The organism is Rhodomicrobium sp., assembly GCF_047605405.1.
Lineage (GTDB): Bacteria > Pseudomonadota > Alphaproteobacteria > Rhizobiales > Rhodomicrobiaceae > Rhodomicrobium > Rhodomicrobium lacus.
On the sequence record NZ_JASGFR010000024.1, the window covers coordinates 23,480 to 40,023 of the forward strand.

At 63.6% G+C, this 16,544-nt stretch carries 14 protein-coding genes; 5 read left to right on the forward strand and 9 right to left on the reverse strand.

Annotated features, from left to right (window positions below; genetic code table 11):
* Positions 1–39 precede the first annotated feature (39 nt).
* Positions 40–576 carry a dihydrofolate reductase gene (locus QM659_RS10920; RefSeq protein ID WP_415188455.1) on the reverse strand — a complete coding sequence of 179 codons (537 nt, stop codon included), beginning with the start codon at positions 574–576 and terminating at the stop codon, positions 40–42.
* Complete coding sequence (locus QM659_RS10925; RefSeq protein ID WP_303486337.1) at positions 573–1,367, reverse strand: thymidylate synthase; 795 nt, start codon at positions 1,365–1,367, stop codon at positions 573–575. Before QM659_RS10925 ends, QM659_RS10920 begins: the two co-directional genes overlap by 4 nt.
* Positions 1,368–1,668: 301 nt before the next feature.
* On the opposite strand from QM659_RS10925, the gene QM659_RS10930 reads away from it, so the two are divergent.
* A complete protein-coding gene (locus QM659_RS10930) occupies positions 1,669–2,046 on the forward strand; it encodes a c-type cytochrome (protein ID WP_415188456.1) in 378 nt (125 codons plus the stop codon).
* 282 nt (positions 2,047–2,328) lie between these two features.
* On the opposite strand, the gene QM659_RS10935 is transcribed toward QM659_RS10930, so the two are convergent.
* From QM659_RS10935 to QM659_RS10965, 7 genes are all read right to left on the reverse strand, one after another.
* On the reverse strand, positions 2,329–2,586 hold the full coding sequence (locus tag QM659_RS10935; RefSeq protein WP_127076200.1) for a hypothetical protein: 258 nt from the start codon (positions 2,584–2,586) through the stop codon (positions 2,329–2,331).
* A gap of 101 nt (positions 2,587–2,687) precedes the next feature.
* Entirely contained in the window at positions 2,688–3,218 is a 531-nt protein-coding gene (locus QM659_RS10940) for a TspO/MBR family protein (protein WP_210210967.1), read from the reverse strand.
* On the reverse strand, positions 3,215–4,408 hold the full coding sequence (locus QM659_RS10945; protein WP_415188457.1) for a geranylgeranyl diphosphate reductase: 1,194 nt from the start codon (positions 4,406–4,408) through the stop codon (positions 3,215–3,217). The genes QM659_RS10940 and QM659_RS10945 overlap by 4 nt, the downstream gene beginning before the upstream one ends.
* A gap of 2 nt (positions 4,409–4,410) precedes the next feature.
* The gene (locus QM659_RS10950; RefSeq protein ID WP_415188458.1) at positions 4,411–5,769 is read right to left on the reverse strand and encodes a BCD family MFS transporter; all 1,359 of its coding nucleotides are present in this window, start codon (positions 5,767–5,769) and stop codon (positions 4,411–4,413) included.
* Positions 5,770–6,654, reverse strand: coding sequence for a chlorophyll synthase ChlG (chlG, locus tag QM659_RS10955; RefSeq protein ID WP_415188459.1), 885 nt, complete (start codon positions 6,652–6,654; stop codon positions 5,770–5,772). It abuts the gene before it with no gap.
* Between the two features lie 131 nt (positions 6,655–6,785).
* Positions 6,786–8,231, reverse strand: a complete 1,446-nt coding sequence (gene ppsR, locus QM659_RS10960) for a transcriptional regulator PpsR (protein WP_303486380.1) — start codon at positions 8,229–8,231, stop codon at positions 6,786–6,788.
* 27 nt (positions 8,232–8,258) lie between these two features.
* Positions 8,259–8,960 (reverse strand): B12-binding domain-containing protein, encoded by a 702-nt coding sequence (locus QM659_RS10965; protein WP_303486382.1) that lies wholly within the window; start codon positions 8,958–8,960, stop codon positions 8,259–8,261.
* Between the two features lie 397 nt (positions 8,961–9,357).
* Between QM659_RS10965 and bchF the strand changes: the two genes are divergently transcribed.
* The 4 genes from bchF to QM659_RS10985 are packed head-to-tail and all read left to right on the forward strand — an operon-like array spanning position 9,358 to position 16,497.
* The gene (bchF, locus tag QM659_RS10970; protein ID WP_303486384.1) at positions 9,358–9,882 is read left to right on the forward strand and encodes a 2-vinyl bacteriochlorophyllide hydratase; all 525 of its coding nucleotides are present in this window, start codon (positions 9,358–9,360) and stop codon (positions 9,880–9,882) included.
* On the forward strand, positions 9,879–11,159 hold the full coding sequence (locus QM659_RS10975) for a ferredoxin:protochlorophyllide reductase (ATP-dependent) subunit N (protein ID WP_303486386.1): 1,281 nt from the start codon (positions 9,879–9,881) through the stop codon (positions 11,157–11,159). Before bchF ends, QM659_RS10975 begins: the two co-directional genes overlap by 4 nt.
* A 3-nt stretch (positions 11,160–11,162) precedes the next feature.
* On the forward strand, positions 11,163–12,746 hold the full coding sequence (gene bchB / locus QM659_RS10980; RefSeq protein ID WP_415188460.1) for a ferredoxin:protochlorophyllide reductase (ATP-dependent) subunit B: 1,584 nt from the start codon (positions 11,163–11,165) through the stop codon (positions 12,744–12,746).
* Positions 12,721–16,497: a magnesium chelatase subunit H gene (locus tag QM659_RS10985; protein ID WP_415188461.1), complete on the forward strand. Its 3,777-nt coding sequence runs from the start codon at positions 12,721–12,723 to the stop codon at positions 16,495–16,497. Before bchB ends, QM659_RS10985 begins: the two co-directional genes overlap by 26 nt.
* Positions 16,498–16,544: the final 47 nt, after the last annotated feature.

Sequence of the window (16,544 nt, forward strand, 5' to 3'; positions counted from 1 at the left end):
CGGAAGGTGTTCCGCATATGGCTTCCGCTATCGCTCGCGTCAAGCGCGCGAGGACCGCTCCAGCGTGAGATCGGTCACGGAAAACTCGTCGGACTCGCTCGCGGGCCATTCCTCTCTGGACACAACCAGCCATTCCTCTTCCGGCGGCGTTTGCCAGTGTGCGTCGCCGGACGGCGAGGCGTGGACGCGGGCAAGGTGGATTCGATCGGCGAAGGGCAGGGCGATGGCGAAGATTTCCGCGCCGCCGATGACGAAAGCCCCGGCCACGCCGCGCTCTTCGGCGCGCGCACGGGCGATGTCGATCGCGTTCGACATCGACGTCGCCGTGAATAAACAGGGCTGCGGAGAAATGGCTGCCGGATCGCGTGTCAGGACGATGGAATCGCGACCGTCGAGCGGCTTGCCGATGGAGGCGAACGTCTTTCTGCCCATGATGAGGGGATGGCCCATCGTGAGCTTACGGAAGCGCTTGAGATCGCCTTTCAGCCGCCAGGGCAGCTTTCCGTCGCGGCCGATGACGCCGTTTTCGGCGGCCGCAACCACGAGCGCGAGAGTGAAAGACCGCGCCTCGCTCATACGGCCACGGGCGCCTTGATCGCCGGATGGGGATCGTAGCCTTCGAGCTTGAAGTCGGCATAGGTGAAATCGAAGATCGAGCGAACCTCGGGGTTGAGGGTCATGCGCGGGAGCGCGCGCGGCGCTCTGCGAAGTTGCTCGTCGGCCTGCTCGATATGGTTCAGGTACAGGTGCAGGTCGCCGAAGGTGTGCACAAAGTCGCCGGGACGCAAGCCCGTCACCTGTGCCGCCATCATGGTCAGCAGCGCGTAGGAGGCGATGTTGAAAGGCACGCCAAGGAAGATGTCGGCCGAGCGCTGGTAGAGTTGGCAGGACAGGCGGCCGTCCGCGACGTAGAACTGGAACAGGCAGTGACAGGGCGCCAGCGCCATGCGCGGCAGGTCCGCCGGGTTCCACGCCGAGACGACGAGGCGACGCGAATCGGGATTGGTGCGGATTGCATGGATGACGTCTGCGATCTGGTCGATGGTGCCGCCGTCGCGCGCGGGCCATGACCGCCACTGCGCGCCGTAGACGGGGCCAAGGTCGCCATTCGCGTCAGCCCATTCGTCCCAGATCGAGACGCGGTTTTCCTTGAGATACGCGATGTTTGTATCTCCCGCGAGAAACCAGAGCAGCTCATGGACAATCGATTTCAGGTGCAGCTTCTTGGTCGTGACCAGCGGAAAGCCGGCTTCGAGATCGAAACGCGCCTGACGCCCGAAGAGGCTCAGTGTGCCCGTACCGGTGCGGTCGTCCCGGCGGGTGCCATGGTGGCGTACGTCACGAAGGAGGTCGAGGTAAGTTTGCATGGCGTCAGAATACGCGATTCCTTGAACGGCGAGGCAAGGCCCCGCTGCGAATTGCATCAGAAGGGGCCATGGGGTGCAAGAGAAGCGGTGAAACCGCGGGCGTCGATACGCGTTTTTCCCAAGAGGGCACTTTGTCGCAATGCCTCCTTATACCTGAATTCTTTTTTATTTTCCGTGCGGCTTGAAACGCGGTAGGCGGTTCTAAGTTCTTTAAGGTGACGTTTAGAATTATTGTGTTTCACGCGATTTTCTGATTGAAACACACGCCATCAGAGTGACCTTAAACGGTGCAGGTGAAACTATGAAAGCAGTCAAAATCGCCATGGTCGGCGCAGCTCTCGTCTGGTCGGCTTCGGCATATGCCGCTGGCGATCCGGTGAAGGGTGAGCAGGTCTTCAAGCAATGCAAGATCTGTCACCAGGTTGGCCCGACGGCGAAGCCGGGCGTCGGCCCCGTGCAGAACAACGTCGTTGGCGCGAAGGCGGGCTCGCGCCCGGGCTTCAACTATTCCGACGCGATGAAGAACTCCGGCCTGACGTGGGATGAAGCCACCCTCGACAAGTATCTCGAAAATCCGAAGGCTGTCGTTCCGGGCACGAAGATGGTGTTCGTCGGCCTGAAGAACCCGCAGGATCGCGCGGACGTCATCGCGTATCTCGCGACGCAGCACGGCCAGTAAGCCGCTGTCGGTTTCGGAAAAAGGCACCCGCGAGGGTGCCTTTTTTTGTTGCCCCGGACGGCTTGGGCCCGCCCATCGGGCGAGACTGCCCGCGCGCGCCTTGTGGCCGCGCCGCCGTCCTCGACGAAATCAGATCGAGCTGGCGCAGACAGGCTAATCGACACGACAAATCTGCCGAGCGCGCGGCGTCGGATCTGCCGCATGCCCGGGAGCGCTGGCGCGATTTTCGGCATGCGCTTGGCCAGCTCTCCGGCGGAAAGCTTGTCTTTACAATCAAGAGGATCAGGTCGGCTTTCTGAACCGCTTCACCATGTCGAACACATGTGAAATCCCGGCTAGCGTGACGAGCGCGAGCACCGGCAGCAAGGGCGACGTCTCCGTCCAGGCGAGACGGACCGCCAGCATTAGGAAAAAGCCCGACGCGAGGTAGGCGAGATCGGACGGGATCGCAGAAGCCTCGTTCCTCCGAAAGCGGAACGCCGCGATGACGGCCGATTCCACCAGCACGAGCACGAGAATGATGTCGAGAAGCGTCGTCATGGCGCAGCCGATTTATGTAAGTGAAAGCCCGAGGCGGGGCGGAATTCGGGGGAACGGACAGGAAGGGCAGAGATGGCCGGGCGTACCCGGCCACGTTGACGCTATTGCGCGACGATCTGCGGGTTCAACTGAACCACCGTGTAATTCAGGAAGCCTGCGAAGGTCACCCATGCCAGATAGGGCACGAGCAACCAGCTCGCCGTCTTCGAGTAACGCGCCAGAACGACGATCGGAATGAATACCGAGGCCCAGAGCGCGCCCACCTCGATCAACGCCCAGTCCGGCCGATGAAGCCGAAAGAAAAGCAGGCTCCAGAGCAGGTTGAAGAACGCCGTACAGAGGAACAGGAGGACGATTGTCAGCCTGTCGTCGCGGGTGGGAGCCTCGCGCCACGCGTAGACGGCGGCGAGCGCGGTGAAGGCATAGATCACCGTCCACGCCGGTCCGAACGCCCAGTCCGGCGGCTGCCACGACGGCTTGTTGAGCGAAAAATACCAGGAAGAAAGGTCGGTCGTCAGCGCTCCCAGGCCGCCGACCACCATGGCGAGTAAAAATGCGATTCCAAATGGCTTCCAGAACCCCGGCCGGGGCCCTGCCAGCGCTTCCGCGGTGTCTGTGTGTGTATAAGTCACGTTCGTACCAATCCCAGAAGGTGAGCCAGATCCTTGAAGAAGATCCTAGCATGGGCAACAGGATTGGAGCGAACTAGTTCCTTATGCATGTATGACTGCCAGGTGAGGCGCTGAACGTCCTTGTCCTGACAAATGTTCACGAAGCGTTCACGGCGCTTGTCGTTGCGGTACCAGAAGTGCTGCATGATTTCGAGCACCCAGAAAATCCTTCCGTGCTCCTTCATGAAGCGCTTGCGGGCAGTGGCGAGCGCCCTGGCGTCGGCAGTCTTGAGGAACTCGGCTACCGCTTCGGCCGCGAGCCGGCCGCCCAGCAGAGCGTAATAGATGCCTTCGCCCGAGGCCGGGGCAACCACGCCGGACGCATCGCCCGCGAGCACCACGTCGCGGCCATTATCCCAGCGCTTCAGGGGCTTGAGCGGAATGGGCGAGCCTTCCCAGCGCAGCGTTTCCGCATGCTCTTCGTCGAGGCCGACATGCTTGCGCAGGTCCGCCACGGCCTGACGCATGTCGAAACCCTTGATCATGGTGCCGGTGCCGATGCTGACCGTGTCGCCGTGCGGGAAGATCCAGGCGTAGAAGTCGGGCGACAGCTTGCCCTGATAATAAACGTCGCAGCGCGTTGGATCGTAGTTCGTCAAACCGCCGACCGGAGCCTTCACAATTTCGTGATAGGCGTATACGAGCGGCACCTTCTTCACGTCGGGCAACGCCTGCTTGGCCACTTCCGAGTTCGCCCCGTCCGCGCCGATGACGGCTTTCGCGGTGACGTTGACGCGATCCCCTTCGGGTGTCTTGTAGGTGATGACGGTGCGACCCTTGTCGTCGCGCGAATACTTCTCGAACTTGCCTTTGCGGCGCTCGGCGCCGGACGCCGCGGCGCGGTTCCGCAGCCATTCGTCGAACGTGGCGCGGTCCACCATGCCGACGAAGCCGCCGTCGATGGGCATGTCGACTTCCTTGCCGGACGGCGCAACCATGCGAGCCGAGGTGATGCGCGCAACGAGGCATTCGCCGGGAATGGCGAAGTCCTTGATGGCTCGCGGCGGGATCGCGCCGCCGCAAGGCTTGATGCGGTGCCCCCGGTCGAGCAGAAGCACATGATGGCCCATCCGTGCGAGATCGTTTGCTGCCGTTGCACCGGCGGGGCCGCCGCCGACCACGATGACGTCGAATGTGTCAAGATCGGTCATTGTCAAACTTGCTCCGGATGGACCCGCAACGGGGCGTTCGTCTGGTGAGAAAGCTCTGTATCGCGATGCGATTCGGTTGGGGCTTGGGCGGCCGCGGTCAGCCGGAAGGCGAGGTAGGTCGAGAACGCGAAAAGCACGCCCTGAATGATGAACAGCAGAGAATAGGCGGCAGCGGCGGAGCCGAGCACGACGCGTGCGATATCGACCGAAGCCGTGCCCACGACGCCGCCGAGCCCGAAGGCCACCGCTTGCGCCGCGCCCCACATGCCCATACGGACGCCCTCGCGCGAACCCTTGCCGATGCTCGCCATCGAAATCATGGTGCCGATGGCGGCCACCGCGTAAATGCCGTTTGCCACGCCGAGCGAGAAAACAACGCTCTTGAGAAACCCGCTCTCCGCGCCGAGACCGACGGCCGCGAGCGCGAAAAGCCCGGCGGAAGAGGCGAAGCATCCGCCTGCCACCCAGTACCGCCCGAGAGAGTTGCTCTTGGCGGAGAAGATGCCGAGGAGCCCGCCCGCCACCATGCCGAGCACGATGCCCGCGCGGTGAGAGCCGAACAGCTTTGCCGTCTCGGCTGGCGTCAGGCCGAAGACCGAGCCCGCGAACGGTTCGAGAAGCAATTCCTGCGCGCTGAAAGCGAGCATGGAGATGAAGATGAAGATCGTCATGCGGCGCGCGTCACGCTCTGACAGGACGTCCTTCATGGCTTCGATAAAGCTGTGGGCCGGCTTTTCCTTCGGTTTCTCCGCCGTGTCGATCACGCGCCGCTCGACGCCCCAGATGGCGAGCACGGCAATCGTAAATGCGATGGCCGAGATCGAGGCGCTGACGGCTATGAGCCGTTCCATCGAGAAGGGGGCGAGCATGAAGCCCGCGAAGCCCGCCGCGAGCGCGGTCCCGCTTATCATCAATGTCCAGACGATGGCGGCTGCGGTAGCCTTGCGGTCGGGGGCGGTCGACTTGGCGACGAGGACGAGAAGCGACGTTCCCGCCGCGCCCGCGCCGATGCCGATGCCGATATAGGCAAGGACCGCGCAGGCGATGCCTGCCGTCGTGTTCGTGGACATGAGTGCAATGGAACCGGCCGCACCGACACCCGAAAGCGCGAGAACGGCCATGCCGCCAATGATCCACGGTGTGCGCTTGCCGCCCTTGTCGGAGCCGTGGCCCCACCGCGGGCGGAGCATTTCGGCCGCGTAGTGGATGCCGAACAGCAGGCCCGGCAAGGTCGCGGGAAGCAGAAGCTCGACCACCATAACCCGGTTCAGCGTCGAAGTGGCGAGAGCCACGATGCCGCCGAGCGACATCTGTACGAGTCCGAGGCGGACGATGCCAAACCAGCCGAGCGTCGTGGACATCTACATTTGACCCTGCAACAACGGACGCAATGCGAAAGCCGTGGCGAGCATCCCGAGCACGTAGAGCGTGGTGCCCGTGGCGTTGTACCAGATCGCCTGCTCGCGCGGATTTCCGAGGAAGCGGCGCATCAGCACGAACTGCGCGACGAGAAGCGCCGAGACGATGCCCGCGTGCCACAGGCTGTCCCACGAGACGAGAAGGCCGATCACGATCACCTGCGGCAACGCCATGACGACGCAGGCGAGCCAAGCGGCGTTGCGAACGCCGAGCTGCACGGGCAGGGAGCGCACGCCCATCTTGATGTCGCCCTCGACAGACTTGAAGTCGTTCAGCGTCATGATGCCATGCGCGCCGAGGCTGTAGAGAAGCGCGACCGTCAGGATGCGCCAGTCGGGAAGCGCGGCGGCAATGATGGCGGCGGCGGTAATCCACGGCAGCCCTTCATAGGCGAGCCCGCAGGCGAGATTGCCCCACCAGCCGTTCTGCTTCAGGCGGAAGGGCGGCGCGCTGTACATCCACGCAAGGATGAGGCCGAGGGTCGCCGCGGCGAAACCCCAGAAACCGAGCGTGGTGGCAAGGATCAGCGAGAGGATCGTCCATGTGACGGAGATATAGAAGCCCCAGTTCCCGGGCAGTCGCCCGGACGGGATGGGCCGGTTCGGCTCGTTGATGGCGTCGACGTGGCGGTCGTACCAGTCGTTGACGGCCTGGCTCGTGCCACAGACCATGGGGCCCGCGAGCAGCACGCCCGCGACCACGATCTGCCAGTTGCTGCCGAAGCTGAAGCCTGAAGAGATCAGTCCGCAGCCGAAAGCCCACATGGGTGCGAACCACGTGATGGGCTTCATGTATTCGAGGATGGTTGCAAAGTCGGGCCGGTTCATGGCCGGACACTAGATTTTACATTGGCGCCTGTCAATTTGGGTTTACAGGCGGTATCGCTGGCTGAGGCAAAAAATCCTATCCGGCCGAAGCTTGTCGGGAGAAGCGCAATTTCGCTGTTTCAGCGTCCGCTCTATTCGCCGCTGCCTTCCGGTTGCAGATCGCCGAGCCCGTAGCGGCGAAGCTTCACATACAGGCTCTGGCGCGACAGCCCCAGCATTTCCGCCGCCGAGGCCCGATTGTCGCCGGTCAGTTCGAGCGCGGCCTCGATACAAAGCTTCTCGATGAGGTCGCTCGATTCGCGCACGAGATCCTTCAGCGAGACGCGCCCGACAAGTTCGGTCAGTTGATCGACGGATCGCGCGAGGTTCGCCGGGCGCGCGGCCTTTTGCTGTGAGGCTCGTGTCGCGGACGAACGAATGACGAAACCGAAACCGGGCTGCTGCCCATTCGGCACGGACACGGCGGAAACTTCGACATCCTCCAGCGAGCCATAGGCTCCATTGACGATTGTCGGGAAGCCGCGAACGGAGCCGTGCTCGCGAAGGTTGGCCATCAGCACGTTCATGTCGACGCCGGAGCGGCCAAGCCAGTTTTCGAGAGCATGGCCCTGCGCCTGCTCGGGATTTGAAAGCTGCGCGAGATCGAGAAAGGCGGTGTTGGCGGAAAGCACGCGCCCATCGGCATCGGTCGTGACGAAGCCTTCGGGCAGCCGTTCGAGAATTCTGTCGAGCATGCCCGTCTTGCCGGGCATGCATTCGCACACCTGAGGATCGACAGGCGCGATCCGCGCGAGGATGAATGCGCTGGCCCCTTGCCGGAAGAACGAGCTTGAAAAGGTGAAGCGCCGGTCGAGACCCGCGAGCCGCAAGACGACACTGTCGCCCGCCCCCGTGGAGCGGACGGTTGCGAGAAGGTCATGAAGCGCGGCGGCGTCGGCCGGATCGACGAGGTCGACGAGTGTCTGCGCGGTGAGCTTCTTCGACGATTCGCCGATCAGCGTCTGCGCCGCAGGGTTCACCTCGGTGATGCGGCCGGACCAGGCGTCCGCGATGACGATGGCTTCTGACGCGATCTGAAAGAGCAGCCGGTAACGAAGCTCGGACTGCCTCAGCCGCGCGTAATCGCGTTCGATCGAAAGCTGTGCGTCGACGAGTTGCTGCTGGAGGCTCGCCAGCGCGCGAAGGTCGCGTCCGAAGGCGACGATGCGGCCGTCGGAGCGAATCTGGAACGCGGAATAACGCACCGGCACGAGATCGCCGCCGGGTGCCGTGTGGTTGACTTCGCGCCACCGTGTGGGAACCTTGAGCGCGGCCTCGCGGAGCAGTTCCTCGACCTTGTGGCGGCTTTCCGGCGTCACGGTGTCGACCCAGGGCACGCCAATCCATTCGCCGAAACCGGCGTTGGCGAGGTCTTCGCTGCCGACGGCGATATCCTTGACGATGCCGCTCTTGTCGACGACGAGCGCGACATCGGCCGCGGCGGAGATCAGCCTCGCGATGACGCTGGCGTTCAGCGAACCAAGCGACTTCTTCGGTGCCTGAAACGAGTTCACGTTGCGAGAGACCAGGATCTCCATTGTTGCGCCAAATATCCTCTCGCCTCGCTAGTTACGCAGAGGCTTCTGCGCGAGTAAGGTTCGCGCACGCAAGACAGCCAAACGCCCGTCGGTGGCAAATGCGTCGGCTCCAACCCGCTCCACCAGATCAGGCTGCTGAAGGAACACCGCGCCGCCTACAAGCACGCCGATATCGCGGTTGCACGAGTGCCGCCGGACACTTCGGATCAGCGACGCCAGCCGATCCAGAAATCGCTCCGAACTGAGAGAGAACCCGGCGACGGCGAACCATTGCCTGCCGACTAAGTGGGTAATTTCCTCGCTCGAGTCAATCTGTCCCCCCCACACATCCCAACCGTCGCGTCGAAAAAAAGATTCGACCACGAACAATCCCAGCGTGTGCTGGTCGCCGGGCGTGGAGGCAAGGAGCGCGCGCCGTCCGTGATGCCAGATTTGCGCGTTGAATTCGTAGGAAACGGCGCGTGTCCGCAGCAGTTCCCGAAGGCGCGAAACGGCAATCGTCACCTGCGTGAAGCCGCAATGGTCGGATTCCCAGAGATGTCCGAGACGAACTGCCGCAGGTCCAAAAAGGCCGAGAAGGATGGTTTCCGGCTCGTAGCCCTCGTCGCGCCTGCGGTCGAGGAAGGCGGACGCACCCGAGCCGTCGGGCGACAACAGGAGAGACGTGAAGCGCTCAATATCGCTTGAGGTGAAATCTCCCGCGTCAGCCGCTGCGGGCTTTATGGGCATGCCGGGTTGAAGAGCAACAAGAAGCCGTGAAATGGTCTCACCCTCTCATCGTTTGGCAAGTCCTCCGGTTCGAACCGGTGACGAAGAGGGCCACAAATCCTGCGCCTTCACGTCAGCTTGCCTTTTCCTCCTGCCGGCGATAAGTGACACGATCTTCAAGCCCGGCGTAACACCCGGTCGACGATCGCTTGTATCGATGGGGTGAGACTTGGGCGAGGCTTACGCTGAAAGGGATGCGTTATTCAAACGAATTCCGCCAGCCGCCAGCGCACTCTGCGCCCAGCGTTCTCCAAACGACACAGCTTAAGGTAACTGTAAATTGGGCGTTACGTCAAGTTTTGTTGACAGTCCATTGACACCAGTTCTAAATGCCAGCGACTTTTTGTGGGGATAGCGCATGCAACAAAAGCTGGGCAAAAAACCGCGACGCCCGCTTTACACGCCTGAAGAACGCATCCGCCGCGACGCCTCCCCCTGGACCATCGTTCAGGGCGTGCTCGCGCCATTGCAGTTTCTCGTCTTTCTTGTAAGCCTTGGGCTTGTGGTCCGCTATCTCGCGACCGGCACGGGCGAATATGCGGCGACGGTGTCCATCGTCGTCAAGACGCTGGTCCTGTATACGATCATGATTACCGGCGCGATCTGGGAGAAGAAGGTCTTCGGGCAGTATCTGCTTGCGCCTGCCTTCTTCTGGGAAGACGTGATGAGCTTCCTCGTCATCGCGCTCCACACCGCCTATCTCGCCGCTCTCGTCTATGGTGTGTTCGATACGCGGACGCAGATGTTCATCGCGCTTGCGGCCTACACGGCTTACGTCGTGAACGCGGTGCAATTCCTTCTCAAGCTTCGCGCTGCCCGCCTCGACGAGGCGAGGGCCGCCGCCGAACCGAAAGCCGCAGTCGAGCCGGAGATGGCGCAATGAGCATTGAAAACGCCGTCGCTGACGCCGCTTGTCAGGATCGGCAGGTTCGTCACGAACGCGGCCAGCGAGCCGTTTTCTGCGGGCTTACCAGCATCGTATGGCTGCATCGCAAGATTCAGGATGCCTTCTTCCTTGTCGTCGGCTCCAGAACCTGCGCGCATCTGATTCAGTCGGCCGCCGGTGTGATGATCTTCGCGGAGCCTCGCTTCGGCACCGCCATTATAGAAGAGCGGGATCTGGCGGGCCTCGCCGACATGAACGAGGAACTCGACCGCGTGGTGAACCGGCTCTTGGAACGCCGCCCGGACATCAGGATGCTGTTTCTCGTCGCCTCATGCCCATCCGAGGTGATCAAGCTCGATCTCGATCGCGCGGCGCAGCGGCTTTCGGCGAACTTCGCGGGTCGCGTCGGCATTTTCAGCTATTCCGGCAGCGGCCTCGACACGACCTTCACGCAGGGCGAGGACACCTGTCTCGCGTCGCTGGTGCCGGTTCTCCCGGAAGCTGGCCGGGACGCCCCTCGCTCGCTGATGGTCGTCGGCACGCTTGCGGATGTGGTGGAGGACCAGTTCGCAAGGCTTTTCCGCGACATCGGCCTTGAAAATGTGCATTTCTTCCCGCCGCGCGACAGTCAGCATCTGCCGCCGGTCGGCGAGAACACCCGGTTTCTTCTCGCGCAGCCATTCCTCACGGAAACCGCTCGCACACTTCAGCGTCGCGGCGCGCGGCACATCCCGGCTCCGTTTCCGCTGGGCGAGGAAGGCACGACAGGCTGGCTGCAGGCTGCGGCGAGAACCTTCGGCGTGCCGGACGAGCGCTTCGAGGCCGTTGTCGCCGCGCCGCGCGAACGCGCAAGACGGGCGCTCTCCGCGCACAAGGCGAAGCTCGAGGGCAAATCCATCTTCTTCTTTCCCGATTCGCAGCTGGAGGTGCCCCTCGCGCGCTTCGCGAGCCGGGAACTCGACATGAAGCTCGCGGAGGTGGGCACGCCCTATCTTCACCGCCAGCATCTTGCGGCGGAACTCGATCTGCTTCACAAGGACGTCGTGATCTGCGAAGGACAGGACGTCGAACGCCAACTCGACCGTTGCCGCGAGGCGCGCCCCGATCTCACGGTGTGCGGCCTCGGCCTTGCCAACCCGCTCGAAGCGGAAGGTCTCGCAACAAAATGGTCGATCGAGCTTCTATTTACGCCGATCCAGGGCTACGATCAGGCTGGCGATCTCGCGGAGCTTTTCGCGCGGCCGCTGAATCGTCGCGGGCGGCTGGAGGTTTAACGGATGCAACTCACCGTATGGACCTATGAAGGCCCGCCGCATATCGGAGCGATGCGCGTCGCGACCGCGATGACGGGCGTTCATTATGTCCTTCATGCGCCGCAGGGCGACACCTACGCCGACCTTCTCTTCACAATGATCGAGCGCCGCGACAAGCGTCCGCCCGTAACGTACACGACATTTCAGGCGCGCGATCTCGGCACCGACACGGCGGAACTGTTTCAGGCGGCGCTTGCCGAAGCCTATGAACGGTTCAAGCCGCAGGCGCTGCTCGTCGGCTCGTCATGTACGGCCGAACTCATCCAGGACGACCCCGGCGGTCTCGCCGAAGCGCTCGGCCTGCCGGTTCCCGTGATCCCGCTCGAACTGCCCGCCTATCAGAAGAAAGAAAACTGGGGCGCGGCCGAAACCTTCTATCGTATCGTCCGCACCCTCGCGGGCCCGCGTCAGGGGCAGGAGCGCCCGAAGAACGAGCGGCCCCTTGCGAATCTCCTCGGCCCGACCGCTCTCGGCTTCCGCCATCGCGACGACATCCTCGAAATCACGCGCCTTCTCGACAGCATGGGCATCGGCGTCAACGTGGTAGCGCCGCTAGGAGCCTCGCCCGCCGACATCCAGCGCATTCCCGACGCGGATTTCAACGTCGTGCTCTATCCCGAACACGCGCTGTCGACCGCGCAGTGGCTGGAGCGCGCTTTCAAGCAGCCCTATACGAAGACCGTGCCCATCGGCGTCACCGCGACGCGTGCCTTCATCGCCGAGGTCGCCCAAATCGCTGGCGTCTCCGCAGACGTGACGGAGCGTACGCGGCTGCCGTGGTACTCTCGTTCGGTCGACTCGACCTACCTTACCGGCAAGCGCGTCTTCATCTTCGGCGACGCGACGCATGCGCTCGCCGCCGCCCGCGTGGCCTCGAAGGAACTCGGTTTCCAGGTCGTCGGCCTCGGCACCTACAGCCGCGAATTTGCCCGCGAGATCCGCGCAGCCGCCGCCGAATACGGGGTCCAGCCGCTGATCACCGACGATTACCTCGAAGTCGAATCGGCAGTCCGCGACTCGAATCCGGAACTCGTGCTCGGCACGCAGATGGAGCGGCACGTCGCCAAGCGCCTCGGCATCCCTTGCGCCGTCATCTCCGCGCCTGTCCACGTTCAGGATTTCCCGGCGCGCTACTCGCCGCAGATGGGTTTCGAGGGCGCGAACGTGCTGTTCGACACGTGGGTGCATCCGCTGATGATGGGCCTCGAAGAGCATCTGCTTCGCATGTTCCGCGAGGATTTCGAGTTTCAGGAGGCCCCCTCGCATCTCGGCGCCGCGCCGCAAGCCCCGAAGGAAGCGCCCGTCGCGCGAGAGGCTGCGGTCGCCACGGCTCAGGCCGAAGTAGCGGTGGCCGCGCGGTCCGCGGAAAGCTCCGGCACGCCCGGCGCGCCGGTTTGGCTTCCCGACGCCGAGGCCGAGCTTCGCAAAATTCCTTTCTTCGTTCGCGGCAAGGCGAAACGGAACACCGAGCGCTACGCCGCCGAAAAAGGCATCTCGAACATCACGGTAGAGACACTTTACGATGCAAAAGCGCACTTCAGCCGCTAGCAGCACACCCGTGCGCTTCGTCATTGTAACGCTCGACAGCCATCTGGCGAGCGCCGTCGAGCGTGCCAAGGAGACGCTGGCAGACGAACTGCCGGGCCTTCGCATCACGCTTCACGCCGCGAGCGAGTGGGGTCAGAATCCCGAGCTTCTCGACGAGTGCCTCGACGACATCCGCGAGGGCGACATCATCCTCACCACGATGCTGTTCATCGAGGAGCACATCAAGGCGGTGCTGCCTGCGCTCGAAGCGCGCCGCGACCATTGCGACGCCATGATTGCCTGCATGTCGGCGAGCGAAGTCGCGCGCGTCACCAAGATGGGCGGCTTCAACATGGACGGCTCCGACAAGGGCGTCCTGTCGCTTTTAAAGAAGCTGAAGCCGAAGAAGAAGGAAGGCGAAAGCCAGCCGGCGAACGCGGGCGCCAAGCAGATGGCCATGCTGCGCCGCCTGCCGAAGATCCTGCGCTTCATTCCCGGCGCCGCGCAGGATGTGCGTGCCTATTTCCTCACGCTGCAATATTGGCTCGCCGGTTCCGACGACAATATTGCGCACATGGTTCGCTATCTCGTGAACCGCTATGCGAGCGGCCCGCGTCAGGCTCTGCGCGGCAAGATCAGCGCGGCCGAGCCGGTGGAATATCCCGAGGTCGGCGTCTATCACCCGACGCTTAAAAATCGCGTCGGCCATAGCATCGACGAACTGCCGCACGCAAAGGGCAGCGACAAGGGCACGGTCGGCGTGCTCGTCATGCGTTCCTACGTGCTCGCGGGCAATTCGCTCCATTATGACGGCATGATCGAGACGCTGGAGAAGCGGGGCTTGAACGTGATTCCCGTCTTCGCGAGCGGCCTCGACGCGCGCGAGGCGATCGAGCGTTATTTCATCGAGAACGGCAGGACGAAGATCGACGCGCTCGTCTCGCTCACCGGCTTCTCGCTCGTCGGCGGCCCGGCCTATAATGACGCCAAGGGCGCGCAGGAAATTCTTGCGAGGCTCGACGTCCCTTATATCTCCGTCCAGCCGGTCGAATTCCAGACGCTTCAGCAATGGGCGGGCGACGTTCGCGGGCTTATGCCCGTGGAAAGCACCATGATGGTGGCGATCCCCGAGCTTGACGGCGCCACGGGTCCGGCGGTGTTCGGCGGCCGATCCGACTGCACCGACTCCCCTTGCCCCGGCTGCGAACTCGGCTGCGTCTTCCCGGCCTCGACCGCGCGCGACATGCATTCCTGCGTCGAACGCGCCGAAATGATCTCTTCGCGTGTCGAGCGTCTGATCCAGCTTCGGAAGAGCGAGCGCGCGGAGCGTAAGCTCGGCGTCGTGATGTTCTGTTTCCCGCCGAATGCAGGCAACATCGGCACGGCGATGTCGCTTGCGGTGTTCGAGTCGCTCTACAACACGCTTCAACGGTTGAAGGCGGAAGGCTACACCGTCGAGGTGCCCGAGTCCGTCGATGCCCTGCGCGAACGCGTCATCGGCGGCAATTCGGCCCGTTACGGCACGCCCGCCAACGTGCTGGCCCGCATCCCGGTGAACGATTACATTCGCGCCGAGAAGTGGCTGCCGCAGATCGAAAAGGCGTGGGGCGCTGCTCCCGGCCGCCAGCAGACCGACGGCGCGACGGTGTTCGTGCTCGGCGAGACGTTCGGCAATGTGTTCGTCGGCATCCAGCCCGCGATGGGCTATGAAGGCGACCCGATGCGCTTGCTGTTCGAGCGCGGTTTTGCGCCGACGCATGCCTTCTCGGCGTTCTACCGCTGGCTGCGCGACGATTTCGGCGTGCACGCGCTGCTGCATTTCGGCACCCATGGCGCGCTCGAATTCATGCCGGGCAAGCAAACCGGCCTCTCGGGCGACTGCTGGCCGGACCGGCTCATTGGCGACCTGCCGAACTTCTATCTCTATGCGGCGAACAACCCGTCGGAAGGTACGCTCGCGAAGCGCCGCAGTGCCGCGACGGTCGTCAGCTATCTGACTCCGCCCGTCACGCAGGCGGGGCTTTATCGCGGGCTGCTCGACCTCAAGGCTTCGGTGCAGCGCTGGCGCGAGTTCACACCGGAGACGGTCGACGCCGAGAAGGAAGCACTCGCAGCGCTCATTCAGGCGCAGGCTTCCGCCGTCGATCTCGCCGAAGCCGAGCCGCAATGGCCCGCAGCCGAGGTCGAAGGCAAGGTGGCGGCGCTCATCAATGCCGTGATCGAGCTTGAAGAGACGCTGATCCCGCACGGCCTCCACGTGGTCGGAAAGCCGGCGACCGACGACGAGCGGCGCGACCTTCTCGCCTTCGCCGCCGAGGCGCTCGACGGTTTCAGCCCGCCTCACGATCTGATCCGCGCCGTAGCGGGTGGCCAGTCGCCGGAGGACGCGCTGAAGCGCGCGGGGCTCGAACGCTCAGAGCAGAATATCGCCAAGCTCGCCAAGCTCGCGGAGATGTACAACCACCTCGGCGAGGACGCGGAACTGCCCGCCATCGTGCGCGCGCTCGACGCCCGCTACATCCGCCCCGTCGCGGGCGGCGACATCATCCGCAATCCCGACATCCTGCCCACCGGCCGTAACATCCACGGCTTCGACCCCTTCCGCATCCCGAGCGTGTTCGCGATGAAGGAAGGCGAGAAGCAGGCGGCGCGGCTCCTCGACCGCCATATGGCGGAGGGCAACGCGCTGCCCGAATCGGTCGCGTTCGTGCTCTGGGGCACCGACAACCTCAAGACGGAAGGCGAGCCGATCGCGCAGGCGCTGGCGCTCATGGGAGCGCGCCCGCGTCTCGACAGCTATGGCCGCGTGTGCGGTGCCTCGCTCGTGCCGCTCGAAGAACTCGGCCGCCCGCGCATCGACGTGGTGATGACCATGTCGGGCATCTTCCGCGACCTCTTGCCCTTGCAGATGAAGCTGCTCGCGGAAGCGTCCTACGAAGCCGCCATCGCGGACGAGCCGCTCGACAGGAACTTCATCCGCAAACACGCGCTCGCCTATCAGACGTCGCAAAACTGCGACATGGAAACGGCCTCGCTTCGCGTTTTCTCGAACGGAGACGGCGCTTACGGCGCGAACGTCAACCTGCTCGTCGATTCGGGCGCATGGCAGGACGAGGACGAACTGGCCGAGACCTACAGCCGCCGCAAGTCGTTCGCCTACGGACGGCAGGGCAAGCCGATGGCGCAGCCCGCGCTCCTGAAGACGATGCTCGCGGACGTCGATCTCGCCTATCAGAACCTCGATTCGGTCGATCTCGGCGTGACCACCATCGACCAGTATTTCGATACGCTGGGCGGCATCACGCGGTCGGTCAAGCGCGCGAAAGGGGGCAAGGATCTGCCCGTCTATATCAGCGACCAGACGCGCGGCGAGGGCAAGGTGCGCACGCTTTCCGAGCAGGTTTCGCTTGAGACGCGCACGCGGGCGCTCAACCCGAAATGGTACGAAGGCATGCTGGAGCACGGCTATGAGGGCGTGCGCCAGATCGAGGCGACCGTCACCAACACGATGGGCTGGTCGGCGACGACAGGGCAGGTCGATCCATGGGTCTATCAGCGCCTCACGCAGACCTATGTGCTTGACGAAACGATGCGCAAGCGGCTCGCGGCCTTGAACCCGACAGCGACCGCGCGCATGGTGAACCGTCTGAACGAAGCTTACGAACGCAACTACTGGAAGCCGGACGACGAGACGCTCGACGCTCTTCGCAAGGCGTCCGAGGAACTCGAAGACCAGATCGAAGGGGTTGGCATGGTAGAGGAAGCCGCATGAGCATGTACACGCGCATACCGGCGCAGCCGATCCCGCAATATCGCGCC

Excerpts from the sequence above, each read along its gene's own strand:
- QM659_RS10945 (WP_415188457.1), bottom strand. The coding sequence starts at position 4,408 with ATGACCGATCTTGACACATTCGACGTCATCGTGGTCGGCGGCGGCCCC.
- QM659_RS10985 (WP_415188461.1), top strand. The coding sequence starts at position 12,721 with ATGCAAAAGCGCACTTCAGCCGCTAGCAGCACACCCGTGCGCTTCGTC.
- QM659_RS10975 (WP_303486386.1), top strand. The coding sequence starts at position 9,879 with ATGAGCATTGAAAACGCCGTCGCTGACGCCGCTTGTCAGGATCGGCAG.
- QM659_RS10935 (WP_127076200.1), bottom strand. The coding sequence starts at position 2,586 with ATGACGACGCTTCTCGACATCATTCTCGTGCTCGTGCTGGTGGAATCG.
- QM659_RS10965 (WP_303486382.1), bottom strand. The coding sequence starts at position 8,960 with ATGCCCATAAAGCCCGCAGCGGCTGACGCGGGAGATTTCACCTCAAGC.
- QM659_RS10950 (WP_415188458.1), bottom strand. The coding sequence starts at position 5,769 with ATGTCCACGACGCTCGGCTGGTTTGGCATCGTCCGCCTCGGACTCGTA.
- QM659_RS10920 (WP_415188455.1), bottom strand. The coding sequence starts at position 576 with ATGAGCGAGGCGCGGTCTTTCACTCTCGCGCTCGTGGTTGCGGCCGCC.
- QM659_RS10930 (WP_415188456.1), top strand. The coding sequence starts at position 1,669 with ATGAAAGCAGTCAAAATCGCCATGGTCGGCGCAGCTCTCGTCTGGTCG.
- QM659_RS10925 (WP_303486337.1), bottom strand. The coding sequence starts at position 1,367 with ATGCAAACTTACCTCGACCTCCTTCGTGACGTACGCCACCATGGCACC.
- bchB (WP_415188460.1), top strand. The coding sequence starts at position 11,163 with ATGCAACTCACCGTATGGACCTATGAAGGCCCGCCGCATATCGGAGCG.
- bchF (WP_303486384.1), top strand. The coding sequence starts at position 9,358 with ATGCAACAAAAGCTGGGCAAAAAACCGCGACGCCCGCTTTACACGCCT.
- chlG (WP_415188459.1), bottom strand. The coding sequence starts at position 6,654 with ATGAACCGGCCCGACTTTGCAACCATCCTCGAATACATGAAGCCCATC.
- ppsR (WP_303486380.1), bottom strand. The coding sequence starts at position 8,231 with ATGGAGATCCTGGTCTCTCGCAACGTGAACTCGTTTCAGGCACCGAAG.